The 15,913-nt window shown below is 38.3% G+C and carries 16 protein-coding genes; 10 read left to right on the top strand and 6 right to left on the bottom strand.

The annotated features are described in order from the left end of the window. Positions 1-43 precede the first annotated feature (43 nt). From RGU12_RS06955 to RGU12_RS06940, 4 genes are all read left to right on the top strand, one after another. Complete coding sequence (locus RGU12_RS06955) at positions 44-979, top strand: SDR family NAD(P)-dependent oxidoreductase (RefSeq protein ID WP_309535415.1); 936 nt, start codon at positions 44-46, stop codon at positions 977-979. Positions 980-1,158: 179 nt separating this feature from the next. After that, on the top strand, positions 1,159-3,483 hold the full coding sequence (helD, locus tag RGU12_RS06950; protein WP_309535414.1) for an RNA polymerase recycling motor HelD: 2,325 nt from the start codon (positions 1,159-1,161) through the stop codon (positions 3,481-3,483). 111 nt (positions 3,484-3,594) lie between these two features. Continuing rightward, positions 3,595-3,738 (top strand): hypothetical protein, encoded by a 144-nt coding sequence (locus RGU12_RS06945; protein ID WP_189655165.1) that lies wholly within the window; start codon positions 3,595-3,597, stop codon positions 3,736-3,738. 82 nt (positions 3,739-3,820) lie between these two features. Beyond that, a complete protein-coding gene (locus tag RGU12_RS06940; RefSeq protein WP_309535413.1) occupies positions 3,821-4,378 on the top strand; it encodes a DNA-3-methyladenine glycosylase I in 558 nt (185 codons plus the stop codon). A gap of 33 nt (positions 4,379-4,411) precedes the next feature. On the opposite strand, the gene RGU12_RS06935 is transcribed toward RGU12_RS06940, so the two are convergent. Beyond that, positions 4,412-4,549, bottom strand: a complete 138-nt coding sequence (locus RGU12_RS06935; protein WP_309535412.1) for a hypothetical protein — start codon at positions 4,547-4,549, stop codon at positions 4,412-4,414. 117 nt (positions 4,550-4,666) lie between these two features. Here RGU12_RS06935 and proC point away from each other — a divergent pair, with 117 nt between their 5' ends. From proC to RGU12_RS06915, 4 genes are all read left to right on the top strand, one after another. Then, the gene (proC, locus tag RGU12_RS06930; RefSeq protein ID WP_309535411.1) at positions 4,667-5,491 is read left to right on the top strand and encodes a pyrroline-5-carboxylate reductase; all 825 of its coding nucleotides are present in this window, start codon (positions 4,667-4,669) and stop codon (positions 5,489-5,491) included. A gap of 364 nt (positions 5,492-5,855) precedes the next feature. Beyond that, complete coding sequence (locus RGU12_RS06925; RefSeq protein WP_309535410.1) at positions 5,856-6,782, top strand: VanW family protein; 927 nt, start codon at positions 5,856-5,858, stop codon at positions 6,780-6,782. A gap of 559 nt (positions 6,783-7,341) precedes the next feature. Further along, positions 7,342-8,616, top strand: a complete 1,275-nt coding sequence (ltrA, locus tag RGU12_RS06920; RefSeq protein ID WP_309535409.1) for a group II intron reverse transcriptase/maturase — start codon at positions 7,342-7,344, stop codon at positions 8,614-8,616. A 120-nt stretch (positions 8,617-8,736) separates the two neighbouring features. Further along, entirely contained in the window at positions 8,737-9,654 is a 918-nt protein-coding gene (locus RGU12_RS06915) for a ketopantoate reductase family protein (protein WP_309535408.1), read from the top strand. Positions 9,655-9,814: 160 nt separating this feature from the next. Here RGU12_RS06915 and RGU12_RS06910 read toward each other — a convergent pair whose 3' ends face one another. After that, positions 9,815-10,255 (bottom strand): OsmC family protein, encoded by a 441-nt coding sequence (locus RGU12_RS06910; RefSeq protein WP_309535407.1) that lies wholly within the window; start codon positions 10,253-10,255, stop codon positions 9,815-9,817. A 157-nt stretch (positions 10,256-10,412) separates the two neighbouring features. Between RGU12_RS06910 and RGU12_RS06905 the strand changes: the two genes are divergently transcribed. After that, entirely contained in the window at positions 10,413-11,339 is a 927-nt protein-coding gene (locus RGU12_RS06905; RefSeq protein WP_309535406.1) for an alpha/beta hydrolase, read from the top strand. An 88-nt stretch (positions 11,340-11,427) separates the two neighbouring features. On the opposite strand, the gene RGU12_RS06900 is transcribed toward RGU12_RS06905, so the two are convergent. The 4 genes from RGU12_RS06900 to RGU12_RS06885 form a co-directional block, all read right to left on the bottom strand. Then, positions 11,428-11,523 carry a YjcZ family sporulation protein gene (locus tag RGU12_RS06900; protein ID WP_309535405.1) on the bottom strand — a complete coding sequence of 32 codons (96 nt, stop codon included), beginning with the start codon at positions 11,521-11,523 and terminating at the stop codon, positions 11,428-11,430. Between the two features lie 132 nt (positions 11,524-11,655). After that, positions 11,656-13,062: a dipeptidase PepV gene (pepV, locus tag RGU12_RS06895; protein WP_309535404.1), complete on the bottom strand. Its 1,407-nt coding sequence runs from the start codon at positions 13,060-13,062 to the stop codon at positions 11,656-11,658. 79 nt (positions 13,063-13,141) lie between these two features. Further along, the gene (locus RGU12_RS06890) at positions 13,142-14,014 is read right to left on the bottom strand and encodes a sulfite exporter TauE/SafE family protein (RefSeq protein WP_309535403.1); all 873 of its coding nucleotides are present in this window, start codon (positions 14,012-14,014) and stop codon (positions 13,142-13,144) included. Between the two features lie 90 nt (positions 14,015-14,104). Further along, the gene (locus RGU12_RS06885) at positions 14,105-15,016 is read right to left on the bottom strand and encodes an RluA family pseudouridine synthase (RefSeq protein ID WP_309535402.1); all 912 of its coding nucleotides are present in this window, start codon (positions 15,014-15,016) and stop codon (positions 14,105-14,107) included. A gap of 337 nt (positions 15,017-15,353) precedes the next feature. Between RGU12_RS06885 and RGU12_RS06880 the strand changes: the two genes are divergently transcribed. After that, complete coding sequence (locus RGU12_RS06880; protein WP_309535401.1) at positions 15,354-15,755, top strand: DUF5365 family protein; 402 nt, start codon at positions 15,354-15,356, stop codon at positions 15,753-15,755. The last annotated feature ends 158 nt before the right edge of the window (positions 15,756-15,913 follow it).

Here is a 15,913-nt window from a genome sequence, read left to right as displayed (position 1 = left end):
TATTGACCGCTGGTTAATAAAAATATAATGGGGAGAGGATATTATGAAAAAAGCTTTAGTATTAGGTGCTTCAGGTGGGATGGGGTATGCGATTGTTGAGGAATTAGTGGAAAGAGGGATTGAGGTAACTGCTTTTGCGAGAACCAAAGATAAATTAGAGCAACTGTATAGAAACAGAGATAAAGTCCAAATTGTCGCTGGAGATGTATTTGATCAGGAAGATTTAATACATGCTGCCAGCGGAATGGATGTAATTTTTCATGCGATTAATATTCCGTATAGTGAATGGTATGAAAAACAGCCAAACTTAATGAGAAATGTCGTGCAAGCGGCTGAATCAGCCAACTGTAAGTTGGCGATTGTTGATAATATTTATGCGTATGGTCGGGGAAATGGGAGCAAAGTAAATGAAATGTATCCAAAAAATCCACATACGAAGAAGGGAAAAATTCGAGTAGAGCTAGGGAATATCGCTTTCCAAGCAAATATCCCAGTCCTTATTGCACATTTCCCAGATTTTTATGGACCTAATGCAGCAAATGCTATGCTAACGTATACATTTGATAAGGTTATTCAAAACAAAAAGGCGATGTTCGTAGGAAATCAACAAAATGCCAGGGAATATATTTATACACCAGATGGGGCGAAAGCAATTGTAGAGCTTTCCTTACATGATAAGGCATATGGACAAAGTTGGAATATCCCAGCGGCAGGTGTAATCTCCGGTGAAAAAGTTATAAACATAGTACGCAGTCATTTACAGTATCAAAAGTCCGTTTCAACTGTAACAAAGGGGATGATCCGATTTTTGGGCATATTTGATAAGCAAATGAGAGAAGTTGTAGAAATGCTGTATTTAACAGAAGATCCTGTGGTACTAGATGGGGCAAAATATGAGCGGGAAATAGGTCCACTACCAGCAACACCTTATGAAGAAGGAATTAAAAGAACTTTGGACCATATGGTGAAAAAAAGCTAAAAAACATTGAAAAAGACAGAACGACATGGTAAGATGTCATTGTTCTGTCTTTTTTTGAATGTGTTAATAAATGCGTTCAATAATCCCTATTATAATTATATAATGAAATTTTGTGGTTGTCAACTATTGAATTTCAAGGGAAGAAGACGAAAAGTTCACGTATACGAGGAGTGGTGTTCATGGAGAAGCAAAATGCAGACTGGATTCAGGAACAAGATAGACTTGAAGATGTGTTGAAGGTCATTGAGAGTAAAAAAGCCGCCATCGAATCGAAGGTAGGAAACGTAAAAAGTGAAATTATCGATCTTCGAAACGCGTTTTGGGAAGATGTAACTGTCAATCTTGATGAACCTGATGACGTCATTGAAACATTTCAAAGTATTAAACAGCAGTCCGAACTATTAGGTGAACGTGAAAGAAATCATCGGCAGATTTATAAGCAGATAAAAATTCTTGAAAGATTAAAGGATTCGCCTTATTTTGGTCGATTCGATTTTGCTGAAAATGGTGAGACAAATGAACAAACGATTTACATTGGAATTGCCTCATTATTAGATGAAGACGAAGATGATTTTTTAATTTTTGACTGGCGAGCACCTATTTCCAGTATGTACTATGATTATTATCCTGGCGAGGCAAGGTATGAAACTCAATATGAAACGATTGAAGGGGAAATGACCTTAAAACGTCAATTTATTATAAAAAATGGCAAATTCAAAACGATGTTTGATACAGGAGTTACAATCGGGGATGAAATGCTACAAGAGGTACTTGGCAATAAGGCTAACACACAAATGAAGAGCATTGTTGCAACGATTCAATTGGAGCAGAATAAAATCATCCGCAATGAAAAAAGTCGTTATTTAATTGTACAGGGTGTGGCTGGTTCGGGGAAAACGTCAGCTGCCCTACAGCGTGTTGCTTATCTACTATATCGCTACCGTGAACAGCTCAGCTCAAATAATATTATGCTCTTTTCACCGAATCCCTTGTTTAACAGCTATGTTGCGACCGTTCTTCCTGAGCTTGGCGAAGAAAATATGCAACAATCAACTTTTCAGGAATATGTCGAACATCGATTAGGTAGTCTTTTTGATGTGGAGGATCCATTTTCACAAATGGAATATATACTAACTGAGATGGATCAACCCGATTATGATGTAAGACTCCAAGCGATATCCTACAAAGCGAACTTAAGATTTAAAGCACTCATTGAATCATATGTAAAAGAACTTGAAAAACAAGGTCTTCCTTTTAAAGACATAAAGTTTAGAAAGAAAATAATCATTTCAAAGGAATCGATCGGGCAGTATTTCTATTCATTGGATCCGTCTATTTCGATTCCAAATCGACTTGTAATCGTCACAGAATGGTTGATGAAAGAAGTCATTAAATTCGAGCGAAAAGAACGGAAAAAAGACTGGGTTCTTCAGGAAGCTGAATTGATGGATAAGGAGGACCATCTTGAAATCTATAAACAATTACAGAAAAAACAGGAGTTCTCGGAGGAGACCTTTGACGATTATGAACGAGAGGAAAAACTAATTGCGAAGGAAATTGTCAGGAAGTATTTTAAACCAATAAAGGTTGCTATTAAAAAGCTTGAATATTTGAATCGAAGAGCAATCTATAAGCAATTATTTGCACATACGAAAGAGCAAAAAGTAACGCAAAATTGGAGTGAAATCTGTTCATATACCATTGAAAAACTTGAACAAAATCATTTGAACTATGAGGATGCTACACCATTTCTATATTTACAGGATTTAATTGAGGGAAAAAAATCAAATACAGGTATTCGTCATTTGTTCATCGATGAGGCTCAGGATTATTCACCATTCCAATTTGAATATTTGAAGCAGTTGTTCCCGAATTGTCGAATGACCATACTCGGGGACTTTAATCAAGCCATCTATGCACACTCCATGAATGCACCAACATTGTTATCGCCTGAGCTTTATGAGGAAGAAAATTATGAAGTCATTGAACTGAAGAAAAGCTATCGTTCTACAATGGAGATTGTTGAATTTTCAAAAGGAATTGTGGCAGGTGGTCATGAAATTGAAGCCTTTAACCGTTCTGGGGCACTTCCACTATTCAAAGAAGTGGTGACGAAAGAAGATCTTCACAAGGAAATTCTAATGAAAATAAAGGATCTTCAAGATAAGGGACATGAAACGATTGCCGTCATTTGTAAAACAGAAGCAGAAAGTAAGGAAGCTTTTGCCGCGTTGAAGAATGAAGTGACTGTTCGTTTAATGAATCAGGAAACGTATCATTTTGATAAAGGAATTCTCGTGTTGCCAACCTATTTAGCAAAAGGAATTGAATTTGATGCTGTTATTATTTATAATGCCTCAAATGAAGTGTACGGAAGAGAATATGAAAGAAAACTTTTTTATACGGCATGTACACGCGCGATGCATGAACTCCAGCTTTATTCAATTGGGCAACGAAGCTTCTTCTTTAACGGAATTGAGAAGGATAAATATATTGAAGTGTAAAAAAAGAGTCAGCAAATGCTGGCTCTTTTTTTGGATATTATTAACGTGAAAAAACTCCCTGCGGATAGATAAAAATAAGAAAAAACAATATTCATTTTGGGAGGTAAAAAAATGACGACAAATTGCTTTTATTGCCAAGATACTTTTGAAAATGAGCGATTTCACTATGTCGCGTTTGTAAATATTGAAGGTGAGCGAGAAGAAACTTTATGTAAGGACTGCTATCAGAATTGGCTTGCAGGAATTAAAGAATAAACCTGAATAAAGATAGAGGCTCCTTTATTCTCCGTCCTTTGTTATAATTTTCTTATCTAGTTTTTAAAAAGGTGGGAGAGTTTTGAAACGATGTGGGTGGGTGAATGAGGACCCTCTATATATTAACTATCATGATCATGAATGGGGCTTACCTGTATACGATGACCGTTTGCTCTTTGAATATCTAAATTTAGAGGGTGCGCAGGCTGGTCTAAGCTGGTACACCATCCTGAAAAAGCGAGAAAATTATCGCAAGGCCTTTGATCATTTTGATCCAGCAAAAATCATTACATATGATGAGAAAAAAATCGAAGAACTTTTATCAAATCCAGGAATTGTTCGAAATCGACTAAAAGTCAACGCCGTTGTCACGAATGCAAAAGCATACTTTCGTGTCGTAGAGGAATTTGGAAGCTTTCATACATACATCTGGTCATTTGTAGATGGAAAACCAATTAAAAATCATTTTACCACCTTAGATGAAGTACCAGCGACAACGGATATTAGTGATCGGTTAAGCAAAGATTTAAAAAAACGTGGATTTAAATTCGTAGGTTCGACGATTTGCTACGCATTTATGCAGGCAACCGGAATGGTTAATGACCATATTGTTAGTTGTCATTGCTATACCCGTGAATAAAAGGGGGCTTCCTAATTGGAAGCCCCATACTACTTAGAGGATCGGTTCGTCATCAACTTCCTCATCATACAAATATCCCAGTTCTTGTTCTCTAGATGGCAACGTGTTGGTTAGGTCATGCCAGCCCGTATATCCAAAAACTGTGTCAAGAAGTCTTTCAAATCGATGCATTGCTTTTCACCTCTTTTTTGGATTAGTTTGTCCGTTCTTTTAAATAGTATGTATTCTATCTTGGAGTTTCGCTTTATCACTATTATTTCTCTATAATAAACGTGGAGGAGGTTTTACATGAATAAATCGATAGGCTTTATTGGCTGCGGCAAAATGGCTCAAGCAATGATTCAGGGGATGATTGCTTCCAAGGTCACAACTCCACAGAAAATGATCGTGAGTGCCAAAACAGCAGAGACCCTACAATTTGTGGAGAAAACATATGGAATTCGAACAACACGTAATAACAAAGAAGTAGCGGAAAATGCTGATTATTTATTTTTAGCAGTTCAACCAAATTTGTACGCGGAAGTAATCAACGAGGTTAAAGCAGCTGTGAAAGATGAAACCATCATTATTACAATTGCCGCTGGTATAACCCTTGATTTTATCGAAAAGCAATTTGAACGGCCGATGAAGGCTGTTCGCTCAATGCCAAATACCCCTTCGTTAGTTGGAGAGGGGATGAGTGCACTTTGTGTTAACACTTATACTACCAATGAAGATTTGACTGAAATTGTTCGTCTCTTTGAAGGGTTTGGAAAGGCTGAGGTTATCGAAGAACAACACATGGATGCCATCCCAGCAGTGAGTGGTTCTTCACCTGCGTATGCATATATGTTTATCGAGGCTTTAGCTGACGGAGCAGTTATGCAAGGGATTCCTAGGGAACAAGCGTACAAGCTTGCTGCACAAGCTCTACTAGGTGCAGCCAAAATGGTCCTAGAAACAGAAAGACATCCCGGCGAATTAAAAGACGATGTCTGCACTCCAGGAGGCTCAACCATTCAAGCAGTCGCAACCCTAGAAAAACACGGCTTCCGCGCAAGCATAATCGCAGCCATGGAAAGCTGCACCCAGAAATCAAGGGACCACAGGGACGGTTCTTGTGGCTCTAATTAACGTGAAAATCTGCAATCAAATTCTCGATTGCAGATTTTTTAGTTGATTTGTTCTTTATAAAGAATGTATAATAAAAATATGACAAATATTACAATTTTTTGTAACAAATTCAAGTGTTCCAACGTCTAATAAGGTGAAAAAGTTACCTTCTTCTATTTGTAAAACATCTACTTTCACTACAGTTTCGCTTCGTATTCTCCAATCAACCTAGTCTATTTCCCATACGTAAGAAGGCAATGAAGAACTTGCAGCAAATAGGAATATATTCTTTTTTCATTAATAAAATTCCTATGTGAGCCTTTTGTTAATGATTTTTAATATTTGTAACATTGTCCACAAAAAGAAAAAAATGGGAGAGAGTAATTTGAAGAAAACTACATTGCCATTATTATTAGGTGTTTTATTGATGAGTGGATGTAGTCTCATCGAGAAAAAAGAACCAGTTAGTGTGGTACTACATCATGTTTCACCTGTAGAAACAATCGAAACAAAACAAGTCATCAACACACATGAAATTTCCATCATCGATCCACGTGATAATAGTGTCGTTGAAGTACTTAACAAAGGTGAGTACCAAACTGAAGAAGAATTAAAAGCGAAAGCAGAACAACTCGCAAGTGATTTAGCTGCTACGATTGACCGCCCTATGAAGCCAGTTAAACTTAGTGCTGGCGGGGAATTGCAGGGTGGGCAAAGCCAGATGATTTTAAAAGAAGCTGAGCTTGTCACTAGAATACTAGATAATTCCATTTTTAATAAACAAGTCGTTCTTCCGATTGAAGAAACCAATCCAAATGTTACACAGGATCAGGTACAAGGCATTAATGAAGTTGTCCTTGGAAGCTTTACAACGTATTTCAATCCATCTGTAACTGGAAGAAACTTTAATATTAAAAAGTCAGCAGACGAAGTGAACGATGTTGTGTTAGGACCTGGCGATCGTTTTTCCTTTAACTATGTGGTCGGAAATGGATCAAAGGAAAATGGATATGCGCTTGCCACCGTCATTATTAATAAGGAATTTGTCCCGGGGTATGGGGGAGGCATATGCCAAACGTCAAGTACTCTTTATAATGCCGTTGCAAAATCGGGTCTTGAAATCATTGAACTTCACCACCACTCAAAACCCGTAGGCTATGTTCCACTTGGGCATGACGCAACCGTTGCTTATCCATATTTAGACTTTAAGTTTGCTAATAACCGTCCATATCCAGTTGTTTTGAAAACAACTGTAAACGCTAGTTCAATAACTGTTGAAGTTCGCTCTGCAGCAAATTATGTATCTAACTAAAAAGTAGTGAAGGAGGTCAGCGTGGCTGGCCTTTTTTCTGTGTGCGCCAGGCATGGCGACTATCTAGGTGGTGAAAGTCCACTGTGGGGGTACACATCGACCAACCACTAGAGAAGCGCAAGGTGCTTACCGCGAGGTAAGTGCTGAAGGAAGCGTGTATCAAAATCTTGGCTCGACGAACAGAAATCTGATACCAAGGCTCTATAGGAGGATAAGGCTCCACAACAAGTCAAAGTCCAAAAAGATGTGCGTAATCCTATCGAGTAAATCAGGCGAGTAAAAGAGGAAAGATAGTTTGTCTTACCCTGGGAGGTCTCACGGACAGCTGAGGAGTCCCCTATAAAGAAAGCTGGTCGAAAAAGGTTTACCGTGAGAAGTCAGCCGAAGCCATAGTAGTGATGAAAACATGAAGGGCTGAACAATTTATAGTGTTTCTACACCATGAATGCACGGAAGATATACTTCAGAATGTGTTAATGAGGAAAGTATGAGCGTATCTCAGAGGATACTCAAAAGTGAAGTGTCTTTTCGTCACATGAGAGGAAAGGAAGAAACGAGTGTGGAACTTTTAGAAGAAATTTTAAGCAACCAAAATATGAACCAAGCCTATAAGCGTGTATACCGCAAGAAAGGTGCAAGTGGAGTAGATGGTGTGAGTATAGATGAATTGAAGGAATACCTGAAAGAACATAAGGATGAACTTCGTTCTCAAATCCGAAAAAGGAAATACCAACCAGCTCCAGCACTGCGAGTAGAGATTCCAAAAGAGAATGGAAAAATGCGCAAATTAGGTATCCCAACAGTTGTTGACAGAGTGGTACAACAAGCAATTAGCCAAAAACTGAGTCCCATATTTGAAAAGCAATTCAGCGAATACAGCTACGGTTTCCGACCAGGAAGAAGTTGCGAAATGGCAATTATTCGGGCTCTTGAATATTTAAATGATGGATATGAGTGGTTAGTAGATATTGACCTGGAGCAATTCTTTGATACAGTGCACCACGACAAATTGATGAGAATCATATCCCATACGATAAAAGATGGGGATGTAATTTCCCTCATAAGGAAATATCTCGTAAGTGGTGTGAGGGTCAATGGTAAATATGAGGATACGCCAGTTGGAACACCGCAGGGAGGGAATCTCAGCCCTCTTCTAAGCAACATTATGTTAAACGAACTGGATAAGGAACTGGAAGCAAGAGGACTGCGTTTCGTTAGATACGCAGATGATAGTCTCATTTTTGTAAGAAGCGAAAAAGCAGCGAACAGAGTGCTAACTTCCATTAAAACATTTATCGAGAAGAAATTGGGGCTGAAAGTGAACGTAGAAAAGAGTAGAATCTCTCGTCCCACTGAAACGAAGTTTCTAGGGTTCGGCTTTTATTATGATTTCAATATGAAGAAATTTCAACCAAGACCACATGGGAAATCGATTCAGAAATTCCAAAGGAAACTGAGACAACTAACGAAACGGAGCTGGAGCATTTCATTAGATATAAGAATCGTTAAACTGAAACAAGTTATCTTTGGCTGGGTCAACTACTTTAAGATAGCCAACATGAAGAAAGTGCTTAGAGTAATAGACGCAAAACTTCGTTCTAGGTTACGAGTAATCATTTGGAAGCAATGGAAGAACAGCAGGAAGCGAATTAAATCTCTTGTTCGGCTGGGTATACCCAAAGAGGAGGCAAAAGGCTTAACATATTGCCGAAAAGGCTATCGTTTCATTGGACTATCGAAGGTAGTCCATAGAGCATTATCCAATAAACGTCTAAAGCAAAGGGGTATTCCCTTTACCCTAGATTATTATCTAAAAGTACACACTGTAATATAAATTGAACCGCCGTATACGGAACCGTACGTACGGTGGTGTGAGAGGGGAGGAAAGCTATTTAACTTTCCCCTCTACTCGATTATAATATTGATAGTTTCATATTGAAAGGGGTTGCAGGTTTTGAGAATACTAGTTGTAGGAGCAGGGGCAATTGGCGGTTATTTCGGAGGTAGACTACTTGAAAAAGGGGAAGACGTAACCTTCTTAGTCCGTGAAAAAAGACAAAAACAATTACAAGATCATGGACTACAAATTGAGAGCATCCATGGAAATGTGACACTTCAACCGAAGACAATCCAGTCAGGTGATGAAGCGGGCATATTCGATGTGATCATTCTATCAACAAAACAATATCACCTTGAAGGTGCATTACATAGTATCGAACCATATGTGGGTGAAGACACGATGATTCTACCACTATTAAATGGCTACAGCCATGTGGATGTTTTGAAGTCTACGTTTAATTCAGAAAATGTATTAGGTGGATTATGTTTTATCGAGTCAACTTTGGATTCTGAAGGAAAAATCGTTCAGACAAGCCCGAACCATCGCGCGTTATTTGGAGAATTTTCCGGGGAACGAACTGAACGTATTTCGAAATTAGCGGATGTTATGTCTGGAACAAAAACCAATATTGAATTAAGTGACAATATCATTCGGGAAATGTGGCATAAATACATGTTTATTACTGGATTTTCAGGTGTTACAACTTTAATGAGATCACCGATCGGTCCGATTCGTGAAGAGCAAAATGGTCAAAAACTGATTTTAAACCTATTTAAAGAAATTGGTTCTGTGATGCGAGCGATCGGTGCACCAATTGATGCTGATACTGAGGAAAAACATGTAAAAACAACGAATCAAATGACATTCGAAATGAAGTCGTCGATGCAGCGCGATATGGAAAAAGGTTTGGATATTGAGGGTGATCAATTACAAGGCTATTTATATAAAATTGCCCAGGAAAAAGGGATTGAAACGCCGTTATTAGAGGTTATTTATTCTAACTTAAGGGTATATCAAGCACAAAGAGGATAATGCGAGACGAAGGCAGTGTACGGATGCACTGCCTTTTATTGTATGGTCATTAACCGGGTGTTTATGGTCATTAGGGGGCTAGCTATGGCCGTTATTCTTATTCTATGGTCGTTAGCAAAGTTCTGGAAAAAAACACCTCCACTAGAGGTGTACAAAAATATTACCCAACCACTTTCACAACAGGTTCAACACTAACGTCAACATTCCCTTTTAGTGTTTGTGAGATGAAGCAAGCTTTTTCTGCACGATGAGCAAGTTGAATCAATTTTTCTTGTAGTTCATCATCGGCTTGTTTTACAAAAATAAGTGGTTTATGAACAATTTTTTCAAAGACTAATCGCTTTCCATCCTTGCCGACTATTCCTTCTGTTTCAACCTCAAGATGAGTGTATTCGATATCACGATTTGACAGGATAGCAGCAAGAGTAAGCATATAGCAATTTGTAGCGGCGGCAATTAGTAATTCCTCAGGATTTGCGCCAATTCCAGGTCCATCAAGCTGTTTTGGCGCAGAGACGGCAGTTTGAAAGCCATCTGTCGTAATCGTGCCTTCGCCATTTCGATCTCCGTTCCAAATACCTTTTACGATAAAAGAACTCATTATGTTCATTCCCCTCATCTTTTTTCTAGCAACCTACTTCTATTATATGCACAAAAAATGGAAACACGAAAGGGATTTATCTGAAAATAAAGAATACCTACCTTATATCTATCATCTAATTTCCAGAATATAATAGACGTAAAAGGAGGATATGGTGATGACGTGTATAGATTTTACCTTTTTAACTGATGATGGTGTCACGATTTACTGTAAAAAGTGGGAAAGTCCCGAAGTAACTTCAAAAGGAATCGTTCAAATTGCCCATGGGATGGCAGAGCACATTGAACGCTATGATTTATTTGCAAATACACTTGCTAAAGAAGGTTATATTGTATATGGAAATGATCATCGAGGACATGGAAAAACCGGTACGAATGCAGAACTAATTGGTTTTTTCGCAGACGAAAATGGGTTTGATCGTGTGGTCGAGGACATGATTCAGCTAACAGAAATCATTATAAAGAATCATCCAAACATCCCCACTTTTCTATTAGGACATAGCATGGGTTCCTTTTTATCACGGAGATACATACAAACACATGGTGACGAATTAGCAGGCGTTATTCTTTCAGGAACAGGAGGAGACCCAGGTCTTATTGGTAAAGTTGGACTTGGAATAGCCAAGTTTGAGATGAAGAGAAAAGGAAAGAAAACCAAGAGTCCGCTTATGAAAAAGCTTACGTTCGGAAGCTACAACAAGCATTTTCGTCCGAATCGAACAGAATTTGATTGGCTTTCAAGGGATGATAAAGAAGTAGATAAGTATATCGCTGATTCTCTTTGTGGTGGAATTTTCACGGCAGGCTTCTTCTATGATCTTGTTAGTGGTGTAGCAAAAGTAAATAACCACAGCGCAAATCAACATATACCGAAAGGATTACCGATGTACTTTATAGCTGGAGATAAGGACCCTGTGGGAAACTATTCAAAAGGAGTTCTCCAAGCAGCAAATATGTATAAAAACTTAGAAATGAAGGATGTAACGGTCCAACTATATGAGAATAGCCGACATGAAATCTTAAATGAAATCAATAAAGAGGAAGTTTACAAAGATGTGATCAATTGGTTAAATATGCACATCTAAAAAAAGGTGCCCCAAAGGACTGCCTCTGGAACACCTAAATGAGGAGATATTATGGGATACGCGTGGTGGATACGCTTAAAACCTTAGACTAGTAGCTCATAAAAGAAGCTCCTACAATGACTAATAGGATAAATAGAACTACAATTAACGTAAAGCTGTTGTTATATCCTCCGCCATAGCTCATATACAGCACCTCCTTTTCTCAGAGTCAATATATACTATGAGGGAGCAGCAAATGTGAAATGGACAAACATGGAGAAAAACGAAAAAGAGGTTTCAACCTATATAAAATAGGGTAAAGACCTCTTTTTATGAATCATAAATTTCCTAAACGATAGATTGCGTGTGCGTAAATAGCGGTTGCTTTTAACAGGTCATCGATTTCGATGTATTCGTTCTTTTGGTGAGCGGTCATTGGTTTACCTGGGAATACAGCCCCAAAGGCAACTCCATTTTTCATAAAACGTGCATATGTAGCGCCACCAGTTGTTAAAAGGGTAGGTTCGTCACCTGTTTCTGCTTCGTAAACCTCTTGAAGGACTTTGATCAATGGTGAATCCTTAGGAACATGATGGGGTTCCTTTGAAGCAAGGGCTGTGATTTTAAACTGATAAGATTCTACTGTTTTCGTTAATTTTTCGATTGTGTCCTCATAATTCGTCTCTACCGGGCATCGAATATTTAAGTGTATCTCAGCAATTTCGTCCTTCTTGAATGTAAAAACACCTGCATTCACAGTCAGTGTACCGGTAATCTCATCTGAAAAATCAATCCCTAAACCTTCACCTTTGAATTGGTTATAGAGCGTTTCGTATATGAATTTTATGTATGTATTGGCGCTTTCTTCAAACGAATACTGCAGTAGGAATGAAGCTAGAAGTAATGCAGCATTAACCCCTTTATGAGGTTCCATCCCATGAGCTGAAGTTCCAACTAACTTAAGCGTTGTTTGGTCTCCATCCTGTGAATAGGAATATACGACCCCTTTTTCCTTACAATACTTCAAAAAGTTCGGAACAAGTGTATCGTTCTGTCCGATCATTTTAGCTTCTGCTACATCTGGCACCATATTTCCTTTTTCACCAGCAACAAAGGAAAGAAGAGATAAATCTCCCGTTACACCAGATGATACATTCTGAAGCCCAAGTTTAACGTTGATTTGTCCTTTTTCAGCGTGAATGATTGGAAAATCCGCATCAGGTGCAAAACCAGCTAATGGTGCTTTTTCAACTTCAACATATTTTTTCATGCAGCTCATGCCACTTTCTTCATCGGTTCCAAAGATCAAGCGAATATTATGTTTTAAAGGAAGCCCAAGTTCTTTTACAATTTTGAGTCCATAATACGCAGCAATCGTTGGTCCTTTATCATCAATGGCACCTCTTGCATATAGTTTTCCATCACGAATCGTAGGCTCAAATGGTGGGGATACCCAATCCCCAGTTGCAGGGACAACATCTAAGTGACAAAGGATTCCGATGTAATCATCACTTTGAGCAGGACTATATTCCGAATATCCTACCATTCCCTCAATATTGGTTGTTTTGAATCCAGCAAACTCTGTAATGGAAAGCATGGTTTCCAATGCCTCACCAATTTTATCTCCCATTGGACGTTTTTTAGTTGCGCTTTCAAGATCCTTTACACTTTCGATCCGTAAAATCGATTCTAAATCCCTAGTTAGATCATCTTTTCTTTTCAATACTTCATCATAAAAGTTCATCATGTCACCTCAAACAGATTTTCATTAGTTTAATTATATACTAAAAAACACCATCCTTGACATAGTAGGGATGGTGTTGTTAACCAACTTCTTTTTCCTTAAGACGAAGTTTAAGAGTATGGAGTACAAAATGTATAAGCATATATAGGCAGTAGATCAATAGAAAGAGCAAACCAACAAAGTCTAATTGAAACAGTTTAAATACGAGACTCACACCGGTTGCGATATATAGACCAGCTAGGAAATAACGTACCTGTTTATCTTCATATACATTCGTAACCATTGCGCCAAGCTGACCACCAATAAGTGCACCTATAATCAGGCTTACGATTACCCCATAATCAAGCTCAACGGTTGACGCATAGGTTGCAAAACCAGCGACAACAATCATGAATACACTAAGCAGGCTTGTACCCACCGCATATTTTGGTTGGAACGCTAACACGCTCATTAACAATGGTACGATAATAAAGCCGCCGCCCACCCCTAATGCTGTTGAAATAAAGCCAGCGAATAGCCCGATTAAGACAATTTTCCCATAAGCAAATTTCGTTTTTCCAGCTACTTGTTCCTTGCTAGGAGATTTACTAACAAGTATGGATATTGAAAAATACAAGATCAGTACTAAATACATCAATGGAATAACAGTGTTTTCTAATTGATATTTTTCAAGGAATATAACAAATGGGTGTGCAAACTGGGTGGCGATAACTCCACTTATTCCAATAATAATGGAAGTCTCCCATTTAATATGTTTGAGTCGAAAATGTGCTGCTACACCGGAAAGGGAGGTAGCAACGGTATACAACAAGCTTGTAGCAATTGCGATCACTGGAGAAAATCCCATAAGGATTAGCGTAGGTGTAAGAATAAAACCACCGCCAATTCCAAAAAAGCCGGACATTACTCCAATACAAAGACCTAATATGACGTAAATAAGCAAGTCCTGCAATGGCAAACTCCTTTCCTTATTCACTTCTACTTTCTAAGTATATAGGAAAAATGCATTTTCCGCATGTGTACAGACCCAGTATTTGTAAAATTAGTCTACTATCTTTTCGAAAATAGGCGGGCTATCTAAGAAAGGCGCTTCACACAAGATTTTTTCATTTGTCAACGGATGTTCTAATTGTATCCGTGCGGCATGGAGTGCCTGTCTTTGAACAATTGGTTGTCCACCATATAAAGTATCCCCCACAAGCGGATAACCTAAATGGCTCATATGTACACGAATTTGGTGCGTACGACCAGTTAACAATTCAAGTTCTACTAAGGTCATTTTTTTATTCACAACTGTTTGAAGGACTTGAAATTTCGTAATCGCCTTTTGCCCTGTTGGTGACACTCTTCTGCGTGTTGGATGATGACGATCTCGACCAATGGAATCCTCGATTGTTCCCTTTTTTTGTTTGATGATTCCGTGTACCAAAGCGAGATAGGTCCGTTTGATTTCACGTTTTTCGAGTCGACGGTCTAAAATGGCCGAAGCAAGTTTATGCTTAGCAAATATGACGGCCCCGGTTGTATCATGATCGAGTCGGTGAATATGGCGGACCTTTGTTTGAATACCGTTCATTTGAAAATGGTAGGCAACCGCATTAGCAAGTGTACCAATTTGTCCATCTTCGTTCGGATGTGTATCCATGCCAGGAGGTTTGTTGACAATTAAAAGATGGTCATCCTCAAATAGAATGTGTAGGTCTGGAACATATTCCGGCTTAACGCCAAATTCTTCTTCTAAAAAAAGATGGACTTGTAGTTTGTCATTATGTGTGAGGGTCGTGTTCCATGGCTTGGCCTCACCTTTAAGCTTCACGCCTTTCTCCATACGTAATTGATGAAGCATTTGCTTTGGCATCGACCAAACGTTTTTTAACACATCCTCGATTGTCATGCCCTCCCAGTCTTTTGAAACCTGGATTTCAAACCATTCTCCTACTCTTTTTGTTAACATATGATAACCTCTTTTACTAAAAATATTGTATAGGGTGTTTCAATGAAAAGGAAATTGAATGAAAATCGTCCGCGAAATCCTCTTCATAGCGAGAATGAAAGGTATTCTGAATGAAAATCGTGCGCCAAATCATCTTCACAGCGAGTATGAAGATAAATTTGAGCAAGAACCGAGCAAGTTATCCCCTTCATAAAAGGTTCATGTTAAAAAGTATATCCAATCCACGAAATGAATGAAAGAGAAAGTGGATATGGAGGAAAGACTTACCGTACCAAAAGCAAGGAATCCTGTGTTATTCTATCTTTATTACTATGGAGATATAAGGGTGGGTTTTACATTGAAAATTGTAGTAGCATCAACTCCGGAGCAGGAACATCACATTACGGAGCTAATCGATTACATGTATTCTTCCATCTTTCCAATCTATTTCGAAGATGAGTACATTGGAAAGTTTGAAAAATGGAATGTGTTAGAACCGAAAGAGGAAGACGTCTACTATAACCGAACATTGGATAAGGCTTTTAAAGTTATATCAAGCCTTCAAGCGCTTATTGCAGTACTTGAAACGATTCAAGAAGAGGGCTACCAAGAATACTATGGGGAATTATTTGCAAAGAATGTGCAAATTTTAAATGAGTACGGTTATTTATTTCCGTTTACGATTGAAGAATTTCAAAGTGTGAACAATCCGCAAGGTGTAAGTAAATATTCAAAGCCAGCAAATAAATATTTGGCTTAATACATAAAGGCAATGGTAAGCCTTTACTAGAAAAGTGAAAGCACCGGCTTATTGGTGACAAGCATAAAATAAGAGGGCCTGCGGTATCTAAAGCTAGAATAAGTACGAAAAAATCCCTGCTCAAATTAAATAGGCTAAACTAATAAGAGGATAATATG

The organism is Ferdinandcohnia sp. QZ13 (genome assembly GCF_031324165.1).
Taxonomy (GTDB): Bacteria; Bacillota; Bacilli; order Bacillales; family Bacillaceae_L; genus Ferdinandcohnia.
This window is presented reverse-complemented; position numbering and strand designations above follow the sequence as displayed.

What these genes read in the sequence shown, in the direction of transcription:
- RGU12_RS06885 (WP_309535402.1), bottom strand. Translation starts at nt 15,016, where the DNA reads ATGTTAACAAAAAGAGTAGGAGAATGGTTTGAAATCCAGGTTTCAAAA.
- RGU12_RS06905 (WP_309535406.1), top strand. Translation starts at nt 10,413, where the DNA reads ATGACGTGTATAGATTTTACCTTTTTAACTGATGATGGTGTCACGATT.
- proC (WP_309535411.1), top strand. Translation starts at nt 4,667, where the DNA reads ATGAATAAATCGATAGGCTTTATTGGCTGCGGCAAAATGGCTCAAGCA.
- RGU12_RS06955 (WP_309535415.1), top strand. Translation starts at nt 44, where the DNA reads ATGAAAAAAGCTTTAGTATTAGGTGCTTCAGGTGGGATGGGGTATGCG.
- RGU12_RS06910 (WP_309535407.1), bottom strand. Translation starts at nt 10,255, where the DNA reads ATGAGTTCTTTTATCGTAAAAGGTATTTGGAACGGAGATCGAAATGGC.
- helD (WP_309535414.1), top strand. Translation starts at nt 1,159, where the DNA reads ATGGAGAAGCAAAATGCAGACTGGATTCAGGAACAAGATAGACTTGAA.
- RGU12_RS06900 (WP_309535405.1), bottom strand. Translation starts at nt 11,523, where the DNA reads ATGAGCTATGGCGGAGGATATAACAACAGCTTTACGTTAATTGTAGTT.
- RGU12_RS06935 (WP_309535412.1), bottom strand. Translation starts at nt 4,549, where the DNA reads ATGCATCGATTTGAAAGACTTCTTGACACAGTTTTTGGATATACGGGC.
- RGU12_RS06945 (WP_189655165.1), top strand. Translation starts at nt 3,595, where the DNA reads ATGACGACAAATTGCTTTTATTGCCAAGATACTTTTGAAAATGAGCGA.
- pepV (WP_309535404.1), bottom strand. Translation starts at nt 13,062, where the DNA reads ATGAACTTTTATGATGAAGTATTGAAAAGAAAAGATGATCTAACTAGG.